Here is a 13,838-nt window from a genome sequence, read left to right as displayed (position 1 = left end):
TTCCCGTGCGCCCGCGTGCTGCTTCCGCCGCCGGCCGCGTCGCCCGCTCAGGTGGAGGGGCCGACGCCGGGGGACTCGGCGAGGCGGGAGAGCACGATGGTGCTGCGCGTGGAGGTCACGAACGACTCGGCGCGCAGCCGTTCGAGGGCCTCCTCCAGGTGCGAGATGTCCGCCGCGCGCAGGTGCACCAGCGCGTCGGCCTCCCCGGAGACCGTGTACGCCCCGACCACCTCCGGATGCCGGCGCACGGCCACCCCGATCTGGGCGGGGGTGGTCCGCCCGGCGCAGAACAGCTCGACGAAGGCCTCCGTGGTCCAGCCGACGGCGGCCGGGTCGACGACGGCCGTGAATCCCCGGATCACCCCGGCGGCGCGCAGCCGGTCCACCCGGCGCTTGACGGCCGGGGCGGAGAGCGAGACCCGGCTGCCGATGTCGGCGTACGAGGCGCGGGCGTCCGCCACCAGCAACGCAATGATTCGCTGATCCACCGCGTCTATCTGCAACGTTCCGCCCTCAGGAAGCAATGGTTGTGGCTGTTACCAAGGTTCAAGGCTACCTACTCTTGGTTTCCGTGAACCAGCACCGGATCCCCAGAAAGCGGACATATCTCATGTGTTCGCCCGAGCATTTCGCCGTCGCGTACGCGATCAACCCGTGGATGGACGTCACCACGCCCGTCGACGCGGCGCTGGCGGTCAAGCAGTGGGACCGGCTGCGCGAGACGCTGCTCGGCCTCGGCCACGACGTGCACCTGCTCACCCCCGAGGCCGGCCTGCCCGACATGGTGTTCGCGGCCAACGGCGCGTTCGTCGTCGACGGGACGGTCTACGGCGCCCGGTTCAAGCACGAGCAGCGGGCCGCCGAGGCCGCCGCACACCGCGCCTTCTACGAGGAGCGGGGCTGGCACTTCATCGCCCCGAACGAGACCAACGAGGGCGAGGGCGACTTCGCGTACCTGCCGGAGGCGCACGGCGGGCTGGTCCTCGCCGGCCACGGCTTCCGCACCGAGCTGCCGGCACACGCCGAGGCGCAGGAGGCGCTCGGTCGGCCGGTGGTGTCGCTGCACCTGGTCGACCCCCGCTTCTACCACCTCGACGTGGCGTTGGCCTCGATCGACGACGGGAACATCGTCTACTACCCGGGCGCGTTCTCGGCGGCCAGCCAGCGGGTCCTCGCCCAGCTCTTCCCGGACGCGATCGTCGCGGACGACGTCGACGCCCTGGCGTTCGGCCTGAACCTGGTCAGCGACGGGGCGAACGTGGTCCTGAACAGCGAGGCGTCCCGGCTCGCCGGCAAGCTGAAGGCGGCCGGCTACACCCCCGTGCCGGTCGAGTTGACCGAGGTGCGCAAGGGCGGCGGCAGCGTGAAGTGCTGCATCGCGGAGCTGCGCGACTGACGGGCGCGACCCACCCGCGTACGGGCCGGTCCCACCTGGGGGGTGACCGGCCCGTGCGGTGTCGTCGGGCGGGCGGTCAGCCGAGCGTGGCCAGCTCGTTGATCAGGACGTTGGAGAGCACCTGACCGTCGCGCTGCACCTTGCGCAGGTACCACTTCTGCTGGGGTGTTCGTGGCTGGTTGAACTGCCATGCCCCGCGCGGGCTGTCGATCTGGCCGATCTTGCCCAGCGCCAGGTTGACCTGCTGCGGGGTCGGGTCGCCCCCGGCCAGCCGGATCGCCTTGTCCAGCACCTGCGCCGCGTCGTACGACGCCATCGCGTAGGTGGTCGGGGACGCGCCGTGCGTCTTGCGGTACGCCGAGGCGAAGGTGCGGTTGGCGGTGTTGTTCAGGTCGGCGGAGTAGTTCAGCGCGGTCACGATGTTGCGCGCCTCCACCTCCTGCACCTCGTCGAGCACGGTGCCCTCGGTGAGGAAGCCGGGCGCGTAGATCGGGCCCGTCCACCCCTCGCGGTAGAGCTGCTTGATGAACTGCACCGCCGCCGGCCCGGCGAAGTGGCAGAAGATCGCGTCCGGCTGGCGGGCCAGGGCGGTGCGGATGTCGGCGGTGTACGCCGTGCCGCCCGGCGTGCTGCTGGTGTCGGTCCAGATCACCGGGTCGGCGATCCGGGGATCGCCCGTTCCGGCGGTGCTGAACTGGGCCTGGAGCCCTTGGACCACGTCGCGGGAGCCGAGGTTGTCGGGGGCGATGATGGCGACCCGACTGCCGGTGGGTAGCCGCTGCGCCATGTACGGGCCGATCGCCCGGCCCGGCTCGTCCAGCACGTAGGAGGTGCGCCAGATGTAGACGACGCTCTGGAGGCTCTTCGGCGAGGCGTTGGAGCCGACCAGCGGCACCCGGGCCTTCTCGACGGTGTCCCGGATGCCCACCATGACGGCCGAGTTGACCACGCCGGTGAGCGCGAGCACGCCCTGCTTGAGCAGGCTGTCGACGGCCGCCTTGCCGGTCTTGGCGGTCTCACCCTCGTCGGCGGTCACCACCGTCACCGGATGCCCGCCGAGCTGCTGGCCGTTGAGGGTGAGATAGAGCTGGAAGCCGTTGACGATCTCGTCGCCGATGGCCTTGAAGCCACCGGTCTGCGGTGCGATGAGACCGATCTTGACCGGCTTGCCGGTGGGGGTCGCCGGCCCTTCGTCGCCGTCCGTGGCGCAGGCGGCGGTCAGGCCCGTGGTACCGAGGGCGGCCAACAGTTGGAGTGCCCGCCTGCGGTTCATCTGGGACACCGAGTTCCTTCCGGGAGCTGAGCAGGGCCGATACCGTCCCCTCGGCGTTCTACCCGTTCGGCGACGCTGCGTCAATGTTCAGTGATCAAAGTGCAAGGTTCGCAGCCCACGGGCCACCTCCGGCCAGGCGGCGGACTCGGGATCGATAAGACCGAAATGCTCGCATTCGGGAAGCTCCACGAGCGTCACCGGGCCGCCGGCCGCCCGCGCGGCGGCGGCATATGACCGGCTCACCCCCACCGGCACCTGCCGGTCCAGCAGGCCGTGCAGAATCACCGTCCGTGTCGGGGCGGGCACCAGCAGGCGGGGGTCGGCGGCGGCGTACCGCTGCGGGTGCTCCGCCGGCCCGCCGCCGAGCAGCGCGGCCACCGCCCCGCCGTCCAGGTCCAGCCGGTACGCCTCGGCCAGGTCCGCGACCGGGGCGAGCGCCAGCACCCCCGCCACCGTCCCCGGTGCGGTGGCGGCGGCGTACAGGGCGAGGTGGCCGCCGGCCGAGTGGCCGACCAACAGCGGCGGCCCCGGGCGCAGCCGGTCGCCCAGCACCGGCCCGGCCAGCCCGGGCAGCGCGGCGACCCCCGCCAGCACGTCCGCGAGGGTGCCCGGCCAGCCGCCGCCCGGCTGCCCGGTGCGCCGGTACTCCAGCTGGGCCACCGGATAGCCGAGCGCGGCCAGCGCCGCCGCGAGCGGCCCGGTGTGGCCGCGGTCGTACTCGGCCCGCCAGAAGCCGCCGTGCACCACCACGACCAGGGGGAGCGGCGGGCCGTCCCCCGCCGGGCGGCGCAGGTCGGCGACCTGGTCCGGGTGCCCGCCGTAGGCGACGGTGGCGTCCGGCGCGGGGGCGGGGCGGTCGAGCACGGAGCGCGGGTCGGCGGGCATGCCGGCGACGGTAGCGCGGCAGAAGGCCCCGAGGGTGCCCGGTCGGGGAACACCCGCGACCGGTGCCGGTCCCGGCGAGCGGGCGGCCCGTCGCCTGGGTCAAGATGGAACGCATGACCGAAGCGCACTCCGCTGGACAAGACGACGAGCCGGGCCACGACGGCACCGGGCGATCCGGCACCGTGGTGGTGGTCGGCCCGGACGGCCGCCCGGTCGGCACCGTGCAGACCGACGAGGCCGTGGGCGAGGACCCGACCCGCCTGGTCGAGCAACCCGCCAAGGTGATGCGGATCGGCAGCATGATCAAACAGCTGCTGGAGGAGGTCAAGGCAGCCCCGCTCGACGACGCGAGCCGGCACCGGATGCGCGAGATCCACGAACGGTCGATCGTCGAGCTGAAGGAGGGCCTCGCCCCCGAGCTCCGCGACGAGCTGGAGCGGATATCGCTGCCCTTCACCGAGGACAAGGCGCCCAGCGAGGGCGAGCTGCGGATCGCCCACGCCCAGCTCGTCGGCTGGCTGGAGGGGCTGTTCCACGGCATCCAGGCGGCCCTGGTGGCGCAGCAGATGGCCGCCCGCGTGCAGCTGGAGCAGATGCGCTCCGGCCGGCAGGCGCTGCCCAGCGGCCCCGCCGGGATGATGCCGGGCATGCCGGGCATCGGCCAGCCACAGGGCGGCGAGGGGCACAGCACCGGGCAATACCTCTGACACCGTCGCGCGCCGGGCCGTCGCAGGCCCGGCGCGCGTCTCAGCCCACCCCGAAGACCTTCTCCAGGTACGCGGCCACGCCGTCGGCGGAGTTCGCCGCCGTCACCTCGTCGGCGATCGCCAGGACGGCGGGGTGCGCGTTCGCCACCGCCACCCCCCGGCCGGCCCAGGTCAGCATCGGCACGTCGTTGGGCATGTCGCCGAAGGCCAGCACGTCCCGCTCGTCGATCCCGAGCCGGGCGCAGTACCAGGCCAGGCCCGCCGCCTTGGTCACCCCGGCCGCCGAGATCTCCACCAGCCCCGTGTACGACGAGTGGGTCGCCTCGGCCAGCCCGCGCAGCGCCCCGGCGACCACCTCCACGAACACGTCCGGGTCCTGCTCGCCGGCGCGGGCCAGCAGCTTCACCGCCGGCACCGAGTGCAGCTCCTCCGGCGAGGTGATCGCCCGGATCGCCTCCGCGTCGGCGTCCCAGCGCAGCGGATAGCCGGCCTCGTGCCGCATCTCGCGGCTGTCCACGATCTCCACCGCGAAGCTGACCCCGGGCACCTCGGCGCGCAGCCGCCGGGCCACCTCGGCGAGCAGCTCCGGCGCGAGCGGGTCGGCCCGGAGCACCTCGTCGGCCACCGGGTCGTACACCACCGCGCCGTTGGCGCAGATCGCCGGCAGCGGCTCGGCGAGCTGCTCGTATACCAGTTGGAGCCAGCGGATCGGGCGGCCGGTGACCAGCACGACCGGCGTGCCCCGCGCGGACATCCGGGCCAGCGCGTCGCGGGTGCGGGGGCTGAGCGTCCGCTCGTCGGTGAGCAGGGTCCCGTCGATGTCCGTGGCGACCAGCCGAGGCGTCTCTCCCATCACCGGGAGAGTAGTCGGTCCAGGTAGACCGCGACTCCGTCGTCGTCGTTGCGCAGCGTCACCTCGTCGGCGGCGGCGCGGACGGTCGGGTGGGCGTTGGAGACGGCCACCCGGGACCACCCGGCCCACTCGAACATCGGCAGGTCGTTGGGCATGTCACCGAAGACCAGCACGTCGGCCGGGTCCACCCCGAGCCGCTGCGCCACGACGTGCAGCCCGGACGCCTTGTCGACCCCGGGCGGGGAGATCTCGACGAAGCCGAGCCCCGCCTGGGTGAGCGCGGCCACCTCCGGGCCGACGATCCGGCGGGCGGTCTCCAGCAGCGCGTCGACGTGGTGGTCGGCCGTCCGGGCGAACGCCTTGATCACGTCGGTGGCGAGGCACTCGTCGCGGGTACGCGGCTCGAACAGGTCCGGGTACGGCCAGCTCGGGTGGTAGTCGCCCCAGAGCGGGGCACCGGTCTCGCCGGACGCCTCGACCATCACGGTGAGCGGGCCGACCTCGGCCTCCAAGTCGGCGAGCAGCCGCGCCAGCACCTGCCGGGAGAGCCGCTCCTCGCGCAGCACCTCCGGCCCGGCCGGGTCGCTCTGGTCGACCACCCAGCCACCGCCGGCGAGCACCAGGAAGTCGGCGGCGCGGATGTCGTTGCGGGTCAGTTCGGTGAGTCGCGGGCCCCGGCCGGTCGCGCCGACCACCGGGATGCCGGCGGCGCGCACCCGGTCGAGCACCTCATGGGTGTACGCGGAGACGGTCTCGTCGCTGCGGACCAGCGTCCCGTCGAGGTCGGTGGCGATCAGCTTGGGCAGCCCCGGGCGGGTCATGGCTCCTCCTTCGCCCGCCGCCGTCGCGCCGGCCCTGTCTCTGGGTCGTCGGTGCCTCGACCAGCAGTGACGGCGGGCAGCCACCGTACCTCGCGTAACCGGGCGCGGCCATGGCTTCCCGGCGAACCGGGCGGCAACTCGACACCACACCCAGGTTGCGCGCGCCCCGGGCGCTATTCCGGGCGGGCGAAGGGGACCGTCGGCTGCACCGTGAGGTCGGCCGGCCCGGGGGGCAGGTCGGCCTCCTCGGCGGGCGGGTGCTCCGCCCGCGGCGCGCTCTCGTCCGGTCGCCCGGCGTCGGTCCGGCCGGCGAGGTACAGCGCCGCCGCCAACAGCACGCAGGCCGCGAAGGCCGCCACCAGCCCCCGGCCGTACTCGACCTGGAAGCCGTCCTCCGAGGAGTAGAGGGCCCGCCGGCCCGAGTCGTCCAGCGACACCGACGTGGCGACCAGGGCGCCGATCAGGGCCGTCGACAGGGCGAGGCCGGCGACCCGCGCGTCGTGCCGCACGGCGGCGCTGCCCCGCAGGGCCAGGGCCGCAGCCGTGACCAGCGCGAACAGGCCCACCAGATAGCCCAGCCCGAAGCCGCCGACGTCGGACACCCCGCCCGGCACCCGCAGCGTGTCGCCCCCGGGCCCCCCGGTCGGCACGGTCATCACCAGCCACTCACCGACCAGCGAGGCGAACGCGGCCACCCCGCCGAGGCCGGCCGCCACCAGCGGGATCCGGCGGTCCCGCCCGAGCCGGGACAGCGGGCGACCCACCCGCCCCGACGGGGCAGGCTCGGGCCCACCCCACTCCACGACGGTGGCACCGCCGGCCCGGCTGTCCTGCCGGGGAATGGAAAGATCGTCGGACATCGGCCACCTCTCCGCGTTCGCGGGCCTGAACATCGTGGTCCTGAACCTCGTGGGCCTGAGCCGCATCATGACACAGCAGGCACCGCGTGGCCGGGAACGCGACCGCCACGATCGGTGTGGCCGGATCACGGGCAGCGGGTCGCCCAGCGCCCGGCTTTCGGTTAGCGTCGGCTCATGCCTATCCGTACCGCTTCCGCACGCTGGCAGGGCGATCTCACCGAGGGTTCCGGCACGGTCCGCACCGGCAAGGGCGGGCTCCAGGGAAACTACTCCTTCAAGTCGCGGTTCGAGGAGGGCGAGGGCACCAACCCCGAGGAACTCATCGGGGCGGCCCACGCCGCCTGCTTCTCGATGGCGTTCTCCAAGCAGCTCGCCGACGCCGGCGCGACCGGCACGTCGGTGGAGACCACCGCGAAGGTGCACTTCGACAAGACCGACGCGGGGATGACCGTGACCCGGATCGACCTGGAGACGGTCGGCCAGGCCCCGGGGCTCGACGAGGCCCAGTTCGCCAAGCTGGCCGAGACCGCCAAGGAGAACTGCCCGATCTCGCGCCTGCTCTCCCCGGGTGCCCAGATCAGCCTCACGGCCCGCCTCGCCTCCTGAGGCTCCCCGCACCCACGTGACACGGAACGGTCCCCGTCCGCACGGACGGGGACTTTTCCGTACGAGAGGGATCTTGGGCCCCGTTCGCGGGGCCGGCTCGGGGACAATGGGGGCGTGGCGGTCCAGATGAGCCGGGAGCGCTTCGAGGAACTGGTCGGGGACGCCCTCGACGAGGTCCCCGAGGAACTGCTGCGGCTGATGAGCAACGTGGTGATCCTCGTCGAGGACCACCCGCCCCCCGGCGACGAGGACCTGCTCGGCCTCTACGAGGGGCACGCCCTCACCGAGCGGGGCTGGGACTACGCGGGCGTCCTGCCGGACCGCATCTTCATCTACCGGCACCCCATCCTGCGCATCTGCGACAGCGAGGAGGACGTCGTCGACGAGGTGGCGGTGACCGTGGTGCACGAGATCGCCCACCACTTCGGCATCGACGACGAACGGCTGCACGACCTCGGCTGGGGCTGACGGGTCGACGTCGGAGTCCCCTCCGTCCGGTCCGCGTCGGCGTCCCCGTCCCCGTCCGTCCGGTCCGCGCCCCGCGACGGCGGGCCGGCCCCGCTCGGCCGATGTCACCGGTTGCGCTGGTCACCTACCCTCCGGGCAGAAACCCCGAGTCAGGAGGCACTTCCATGCGCAGCGCGCTGTTCTCCGCCGAGAACCTGGAGAAGGAGTCCACCCAGCCCGGCATGCGGCTGCAGAACTCCAAGATGTTGAAGATCGAGCTGAACGGTGAGGCGATGGCCCGGGTCGGGTCGATGGTCGCCTACCAGGGTCAGGTGCAGTTCCAGGCGCTCGGCTCCGGCGGCCTGGGCAAGTTCCTCAAGCAGAAGCTCACCGGCGAGGGCGTCCCGCTGATGAAGCTCACCGGCCGGGGCGACGTCTTCCTCGCCGAGCTGGCCAAGGACGTGCACATCATCGACCTGGAGCCCGGCGACGCCCTGTCGATCAACGGATCCAGCGTGCTGGCCTTCGACTCCACCCTGCAGTACGACATCCGCATGGTCGGCGGCGCCGGGATGGCCTCCTCGTCCGGCCTGTTCAACTGCGTCTTCACCGGCCACGGTCGGATCGCGATCACCACGAAGGGCACCCCGGTGGTGCTCAACGTCGACGCCCCGACCTACGTCGACCCGCAGGCCGCCGTCTGCTGGTCGGCCAACCTCCAGACCGGCTACCACCGGGCCGAGCAGCTCGGCCTGGGCACGCTGCTGGGGCGCAGCACCGGCGAGGCGTTCACAATGAGCTTCGCCGGGCAGGGCTTCGTGGTGGTGCAGCCCTCCGAGGAGCCGCCGATCGCGGGCAGCGGCGCCCAGGAGCAGCAGGGCGGCCTGCTCGGCGGCCTGCTGAGCTGACCCGTCGCCGCGCCGACGACGAGCTGACCCGGGCGGGGCGCCCGACACGGGGCGCCCCGGTCTCAGCTCGCCGCCGCGAGCCGGGCCGGCGAGGCCGGGGTCAGCTCAGCTCGCCGGCGCGCAACCGGGCCAGCCAGGCCGCCGCGTCGGCGTAGTCGGCGTCCGACAGTCCGGCCGGCGCGGGAATGGGCAGGTCGCCCGCCGGCTGCGCCCACCGGTGCCGGGGGTACGACCCGAGGAACCGCACCTGGGCACAGACCCGCCGCAACCCCTGCAACGCCTCCCCGAGCCGCGGCTCGGCGACGTGGCCGGTGCAGTCGAGGAAGAAGACGTACCGGCCCAGCGCCTCGCCCGTCGGGCGGGACTCGATGCGGGTCAGGTTCACCCCGCGCACGGCCAGCTCCATCAGCACCGACAGCAGCGCGCCCACCCGGTCGTGGGCGATGTAGACGGCCAGCGACGTGAGGTCGTCCCCGGTGGGGGGCGGGGGCGGGCCCGGGCGGGACAGCAACGCGAACCGGGTCACCGCGTCGGGATGGTCGGCGATCTTGTCGGCGAGCACCGCCAGCCGGTGCCGGGCGGCCCCGATCGGGGCGCAGATCGCCGCGTCGTACTCGCCCGTCGCCGCGCCCGCCGCGGCGGCCCCGTTGGAGAGCACGTCGACCACGACCGCGTCCGGCAGGTGGGCGCGCAGCCAGCCCCGGCACTGCGTGGACGCCTGAGGATGGGCGGCCACCGAGCGGATCTCCTCCGGCGACGTCCCCGGGCGGGCGCCGAGCACGAACTCGACCGGCAGGATCACCTCGCGGGTGATCACCAGCGGTTCCCCCTCGGCCAGCTCGTCCAGGGTCACGCCGACCGCGCCGCCGATCGAGTTCTCCAGCGGCACCAGGGCCGCGTCGGCCTCGGAGGCGCGGACGCTCTCCAGGGCCTCGCCGACGCTGCGGGCGGGCGTGCGGGTGCCGCGCTCGGCGGCCGGCACGGTGCGCAGCGCCTGCTCGGCGAAGGTGCCCTCGGGGCCGAGGTAGACGAAACGGGTGGGCGGTGTTCCCGGCATGCCGCCAGCCTACGCACCCGGTACGGCACCGGGGACGGCGTCGCAGGCGAGTGCCCGGATGCCGGGCGGCCCGGCCACCCGTACCTCAATGGTGCAGACGTCGGTGCCGGCGGTGACCAGCTCCAGGTCGCCCGGCCGGCCCCGGGTGACCACCTGCAGCTCCTCGTGCCCCGTCACCCGCAGCACCGTGTACTGCCAGTCCCCGGCGCAGAGCGGGCCCTCGCCCGCCCGTACCGCGACCGAGCGGGACAGCACCCCGGCCGGGCCGCGCAGCAGCGCGACGACCCGGTTCACCGACGGGCCGTCGGGGCAGGGGCCGGCGACCAGGTCGGTGGCCGGGGTGGTCGGCGGCCCCGCCGCCGGTGGGGTGGGCGGCGTCGCCAGGCCGGTGGGCGGGGCGGAGGCCGACGGGGTGGGGCCGGGCGTGCCGATGCTGGGCAGGGTGGCGGGCTGGCGCAGCTCCGGCGGCGTGCTGCAGCCGGCGAGCGTGCCGGCGAGGACGGCGAGCAACACGACCGCGCCGGGCGCCCGGAGCGAACCGGAGCGGCCGGGCACCCGGGAGCAACCGGCGTGACCGGGCGCGCGGGACGGACCGGGGGCGCCGGGCGCGCGGGACACCGGTCGGTGCGGTGCGGATGGCGGCACGAGCCGATCCTTGCATCGGAGAACGTCGTTGTGGCCGGGTGGCCGAGCTCATCGTAGGAGCCATCGGCCTGGCCGTGAAGGCCTACCGGGCGGGTCTCGCGCGGGCGACCGCCCGGGGGCCGTCAGTCGAGGACGCGGTGGCCGGCGCGGCGCAGCGCGGCGGTCGCCTCGCCCAGCCGCACGGCCGGGACCAGCACGTGGTCGGTGTCGTACGTGGAGAACGCCACCGGATCGACCCGCGCCTCGGTCAACGGGCCGATGAGCGCGGCCAGGGTGCCGGTGACCGCCTGGCCGAGCGGGCCGACGATCCGCAGGCACCGCCAGTCGGTCTCCACCTCGGCCGGCGCGCGGGGGACCGGGCAGATCACGGAGACCCCGTCGGCGGCCCAGCTCACGCTGACCACCTCGGCGTCGCCCAGTTCGCCCCAGAGGGCGGGCCCGAGGACGGCACCGGCGACCAGCCGGCACACCGCGTATTCCCCCGGCAGCAGAGCGACATCGACCATGAGGGCACCCTACGGCCTGGCGGGTGTCCGCCACAGCTCCCGGGGGTGCGGCGGATGCCACATTCGCCCAGGTCAGGCCCGCAGTGCGGCGCATCGGTCCACAGGGCAGCCGGGATCGGGCCGCAGCGGAGCCGGTCAGACCTCGGAGAAGAAGGTCAGCGACCCGGCGACCCGTCCGTCGGTGAGCACCGGCGTCGAGATGGCGTCGACCGTCGGGTCCGTCCGGCCCGCCGCCGCGGCCTGTACCCGCAGCAGTCCCCGGGCGAGACGCCCGGAGTGCAGGGCGAGCAGCGGCGGGATCTTGTCGGTCTCCTGCTCGGTCAGCTCGCCCCGGTGGGCGGTGAAGTCGAGCAGCCGCAGGCAGCCGTCGAGCAGGGGCAGGCCGATCACGTCGTCGGGGCAGCCCAGGCAGAGCAGCTCGCAGCCGGACGCCGACACCGCGACGACCCGGGTGTCGGCGTCGATCAGGAGGCAGGGCTCGTCGGCCCGGGTCACGGTGGCGGACCACTGCCCGAAGTTGTCGGACTCCTGCTCCAGCGGTGTCCGGGCGGTGGGCGCGAACACTTCCGAGAGCGAGAGTTCGACGTGGGCCACCGCGCCTCCTATGTACACCGACGGTCTGTCCACGCTAACCGGTCGTCGTGGGTGCCGCCGACCGCGCTGGGGCCGCCGGGACGCCGGGGATCGGTTGCCCTCACCCGGGCGTCCGGCGCCGGCGCGGCCGGTGGTTGCTCCGGGTGCGGGCCGGACCGCGTGGCGTCGCGGGAGACGTTACCGGCGGTTGGCCGGCTTGTCAGCCGCCGTTCGGCCGCCGTCGTACCACCGGTAGTCGCCCGCTGGACGGTACGTGCCGTTCATCCAGGTCCCCGGGTGCTGCGCCACGCGGGCGAGTTTCTCGGCCGTGGCCGGGGTGATCCGGTTGCCCCCGGCCACGAGCAGGCGGTCCAGCTCGCGGTGGGTGGCCATGAGGCAGTCCTTCGGCAGGCCGTACACGCTGATGACGCCGGAACCGACGAAGGTCAGCACCGGCGTGACGGGAATGGGCAGTCCCACCGCCTGGGAGAGCACCTTGCTCGCCCGCTTGGCGTCCCGGCGGGCCTCGGCCACGTACGGCGGGCGCTTGCCGTTGATCTGCACCACGTCACCGGCTACGAGCACCCGGGCGCGACCGTGGTCGGCGATGGTCACCGCGAACAGGCCGCCCGGCCCGATGGCGAGGAACCCGGCCCGGTCGTCCTGGGCGGGGTCGAGGAGGAGATCCGTGGTGTCCGTGCGGGGCCACTCGACGACGTGCCACCCCGGCCCCAGATGGTCGAGCCGGCCCAGGGCGCGGGCCCCGGCCGCTTCCAACCGGCGGGCCCCCCGCTCGGCGCGCCGCCGCCGGGCCCACTCCAGGGGGCTCGGACGGGTCGGGTCGAGCACCCCGGGGGCATCCGCCCTGGGGTGTGGCACCGAGACGGGCGGCAGTGCCCGTGCGGTGGGTGCGGCTCGACGTGCGGGAAAGACAGTCATCGCGACCTCCGGCAAAAGGTCCCTCGAAGTTATGTCCTCACTACCCTACGTTGACATACCGGGTACCCGGCAAGTCGGAGCGCCGGAGTGAGTGCGGATGAATGCCATATTCATCCACAGACGTTTTACCGGATGCCGCCAAACCCTGCCCTACCCTTGGCCGGGTGACCCACTACGTGGACAGTGAAGTCGGCCGCCTCGGCACCGTGCTGCTGCACCGGCCGGGCCCCGAACTGGCCCGACTCACCCCCCGGAACAACGACTCGTTGCTGTTCGACGCTATCCCATGGGTCGGGCGGGCACAGGAGGAGCACGACGCGTTCGCCGCCGAGCTGCGCGCCCGCGGGGTGGAGGTGCTCTACCTCGCCACCCTCCTCGCCGAGACCCTCGCCGTCGCCGAGGCCCGCACCGAGCTGACCGAGCAGGTGCTCAGCTCGCCCCGGCTCGGCGACACCCTGCGCCGCCGCGTGGCCGACCACCTCGCCTACCTCGACCCCGCCGCCCTCGCCGACGTGCTCATCGCCGGGCTCGCCCACGAGGAGCTGCGGATCAGCCGGGAACGGCCCGGCGGGCTCGTCTACTCCCTGATGGACCGGCACGACTTCGTCATCGATCCCCTGCCCAACCTGCTGTTCACCCGCGACTCGTCACTGTGGATCGGCGACCGGGTCGGTGTCACCAGCCTGGCCATGCCGGCCCGCCGAAGAGAGACGAGCATCACCGACGCGATCTACCGGCACCACCCGCGCTTCGTCGGCACCGAGTTCGTCTACCACCCGGGGCTGGAGCACCTGGAGGGCGGCGACGTGCTGCTGCTGGCCCCGGGCGTGCTCGCGGTCGGGGTCGGCGAGCGCACCACCCCGGCCGGCGCGGAGCGGCTCGCCCGGCAGGTCTTCGCCGCCGGGCTGGCGCACACCATCCTGGTGGTGCCGATCGCCCAGGAACGCGCCACCATGCACCTGGACACCATCTGCACGATGGTCGACGTCGACGCCGTGCTGATGTACGCGAACGTGGCGGGCAGCCTCGTCGCGTACACGGTGGTCGCCGGCCCCGACGGCGAGCCGCAGGTGGACGGCCCCGCGCCGTTCCTGCGGGCCGCCGCCGACGCGATGGACCTCGACCAGCTCCGGGTGATCGACACCGGCCTCGACCCGGTCACCGCCGAGCGGGAGCAGTGGGACGACGGCAACAACACCCTCGCCATCGCCCCCCGGCTCTGCGTCGGCTACGAGCGCAACACCGGCACCAACGCCCAGCTGGAGCGGGCCGGCATCGAGGTGATCCCGATCGCCGGCTCCGAGCTGGGCTCCGGCCGGGGCGGCCCGCGATGCATGTCCTGCCCCCTGGTCCGGGAGTAAG

Annotated in this window: 17 protein-coding genes; 6 read left to right on the top strand and 11 right to left on the bottom strand. The window is 73.8% G+C overall.

Annotation, left to right across the window (positions count from 1 at the left end; genetic code table 11):
• Positions 1 to 47 precede the first annotated feature (47 nt).
• Positions 48 to 503 carry an Lrp/AsnC family transcriptional regulator gene (locus tag GA0070558_RS04025; protein WP_043960922.1) on the bottom strand — a complete coding sequence of 152 codons (456 nt, stop codon included), beginning with the start codon at positions 501 to 503 and terminating at the stop codon, positions 48 to 50.
• Between the two features lie 59 nt (positions 504 to 562).
• Here GA0070558_RS04025 and ddaH point away from each other — a divergent pair, with 59 nt between their 5' ends.
• Complete coding sequence (ddaH, locus tag GA0070558_RS04020) at positions 563 to 1,396, top strand: dimethylargininase (RefSeq protein ID WP_338390893.1); 834 nt, start codon at positions 563 to 565, stop codon at positions 1,394 to 1,396.
• Positions 1,397 to 1,472: 76 nt separating this feature from the next.
• On the opposite strand, the gene GA0070558_RS04015 is transcribed toward ddaH, so the two are convergent.
• Together GA0070558_RS04015 and GA0070558_RS04010 are read right to left on the bottom strand one after the other, a co-directional pair.
• Entirely contained in the window at positions 1,473 to 2,678 is a 1,206-nt protein-coding gene (locus GA0070558_RS04015) for an ABC transporter substrate-binding protein (protein ID WP_091275855.1), read from the bottom strand.
• 78 nt (positions 2,679 to 2,756) lie between these two features.
• The gene (locus tag GA0070558_RS04010) at positions 2,757 to 3,554 is read right to left on the bottom strand and encodes an alpha/beta hydrolase family protein (RefSeq protein WP_091275852.1); all 798 of its coding nucleotides are present in this window, start codon (positions 3,552 to 3,554) and stop codon (positions 2,757 to 2,759) included.
• A gap of 104 nt (positions 3,555 to 3,658) precedes the next feature.
• Between GA0070558_RS04010 and GA0070558_RS04005 the strand changes: the two genes are divergently transcribed.
• The gene (locus GA0070558_RS04005) at positions 3,659 to 4,261 is read left to right on the top strand and encodes a bacterial proteasome activator family protein (RefSeq protein ID WP_091276234.1); all 603 of its coding nucleotides are present in this window, start codon (positions 3,659 to 3,661) and stop codon (positions 4,259 to 4,261) included.
• A 40-nt stretch (positions 4,262 to 4,301) separates the two neighbouring features.
• On the opposite strand, the gene GA0070558_RS04000 is transcribed toward GA0070558_RS04005, so the two are convergent.
• The 3 genes from GA0070558_RS04000 to GA0070558_RS03990 form a co-directional block, all read right to left on the bottom strand.
• The gene (locus GA0070558_RS04000; protein ID WP_043960918.1) at positions 4,302 to 5,114 is read right to left on the bottom strand and encodes an HAD family hydrolase; all 813 of its coding nucleotides are present in this window, start codon (positions 5,112 to 5,114) and stop codon (positions 4,302 to 4,304) included.
• Positions 5,114 to 5,935, bottom strand: coding sequence for an HAD family hydrolase (locus GA0070558_RS03995; RefSeq protein WP_077935295.1), 822 nt, complete (start codon positions 5,933 to 5,935; stop codon positions 5,114 to 5,116). Before GA0070558_RS03995 ends, GA0070558_RS04000 begins: the two co-directional genes overlap by 1 nt.
• A gap of 173 nt (positions 5,936 to 6,108) precedes the next feature.
• The gene (locus GA0070558_RS03990) at positions 6,109 to 6,795 is read right to left on the bottom strand and encodes a hypothetical protein (protein ID WP_091275849.1); all 687 of its coding nucleotides are present in this window, start codon (positions 6,793 to 6,795) and stop codon (positions 6,109 to 6,111) included.
• A gap of 174 nt (positions 6,796 to 6,969) precedes the next feature.
• On the opposite strand from GA0070558_RS03990, the gene GA0070558_RS03985 reads away from it, so the two are divergent.
• From GA0070558_RS03985 to GA0070558_RS03975, 3 genes are all read left to right on the top strand, one after another.
• Positions 6,970 to 7,401, top strand: a complete 432-nt coding sequence (locus GA0070558_RS03985) for an OsmC family protein (RefSeq protein ID WP_043960915.1) — start codon at positions 6,970 to 6,972, stop codon at positions 7,399 to 7,401.
• A 126-nt stretch (positions 7,402 to 7,527) separates the two neighbouring features.
• On the top strand, positions 7,528 to 7,869 hold the full coding sequence (locus GA0070558_RS03980) for a metallopeptidase family protein (RefSeq protein ID WP_043963608.1): 342 nt from the start codon (positions 7,528 to 7,530) through the stop codon (positions 7,867 to 7,869).
• A gap of 164 nt (positions 7,870 to 8,033) precedes the next feature.
• Positions 8,034 to 8,756 carry an AIM24 family protein gene (locus tag GA0070558_RS03975; protein WP_077935293.1) on the top strand — a complete coding sequence of 241 codons (723 nt, stop codon included), beginning with the start codon at positions 8,034 to 8,036 and terminating at the stop codon, positions 8,754 to 8,756.
• A 100-nt stretch (positions 8,757 to 8,856) separates the two neighbouring features.
• Here GA0070558_RS03975 and pheA read toward each other — a convergent pair whose 3' ends face one another.
• The 5 genes from pheA to GA0070558_RS03950 all read right to left on the bottom strand — a co-directional run bounded on the left by pheA (position 8,857) and on the right by GA0070558_RS03950 (position 12,476).
• Entirely contained in the window at positions 8,857 to 9,813 is a 957-nt protein-coding gene (pheA, locus tag GA0070558_RS03970) for a prephenate dehydratase (protein ID WP_091275845.1), read from the bottom strand.
• A 9-nt stretch (positions 9,814 to 9,822) separates the two neighbouring features.
• Positions 9,823 to 10,326, bottom strand: a complete 504-nt coding sequence (locus GA0070558_RS03965; RefSeq protein WP_256091756.1) for a hypothetical protein — start codon at positions 10,324 to 10,326, stop codon at positions 9,823 to 9,825.
• A gap of 254 nt (positions 10,327 to 10,580) precedes the next feature.
• Entirely contained in the window at positions 10,581 to 10,964 is a 384-nt protein-coding gene (locus GA0070558_RS03960; protein WP_077935287.1) for an ACT domain-containing protein, read from the bottom strand.
• Positions 10,965 to 11,099: 135 nt separating this feature from the next.
• Complete coding sequence (locus tag GA0070558_RS03955; protein ID WP_091275841.1) at positions 11,100 to 11,558, bottom strand: hypothetical protein; 459 nt, start codon at positions 11,556 to 11,558, stop codon at positions 11,100 to 11,102.
• A gap of 177 nt (positions 11,559 to 11,735) precedes the next feature.
• Positions 11,736 to 12,476: a hypothetical protein gene (locus tag GA0070558_RS03950; protein ID WP_043960910.1), complete on the bottom strand. Its 741-nt coding sequence runs from the start codon at positions 12,474 to 12,476 to the stop codon at positions 11,736 to 11,738.
• Positions 12,477 to 12,640: 164 nt separating this feature from the next.
• Here GA0070558_RS03950 and GA0070558_RS03945 point away from each other — a divergent pair, with 164 nt between their 5' ends.
• Positions 12,641 to 13,837, top strand: a complete 1,197-nt coding sequence (locus GA0070558_RS03945; protein ID WP_091275837.1) for an arginine deiminase — start codon at positions 12,641 to 12,643, stop codon at positions 13,835 to 13,837.
• Position 13,838: the final 1 nt, after the last annotated feature.

This window comes from Micromonospora haikouensis (genome assembly GCF_900091595.1).
GTDB lineage: Bacteria > Actinomycetota > Actinomycetes > Mycobacteriales > Micromonosporaceae > Micromonospora > Micromonospora haikouensis.
The sequence above is the reverse complement of the archived record's forward strand: the minus strand, read 5'-3'. Positions and strand labels throughout refer to the sequence as shown.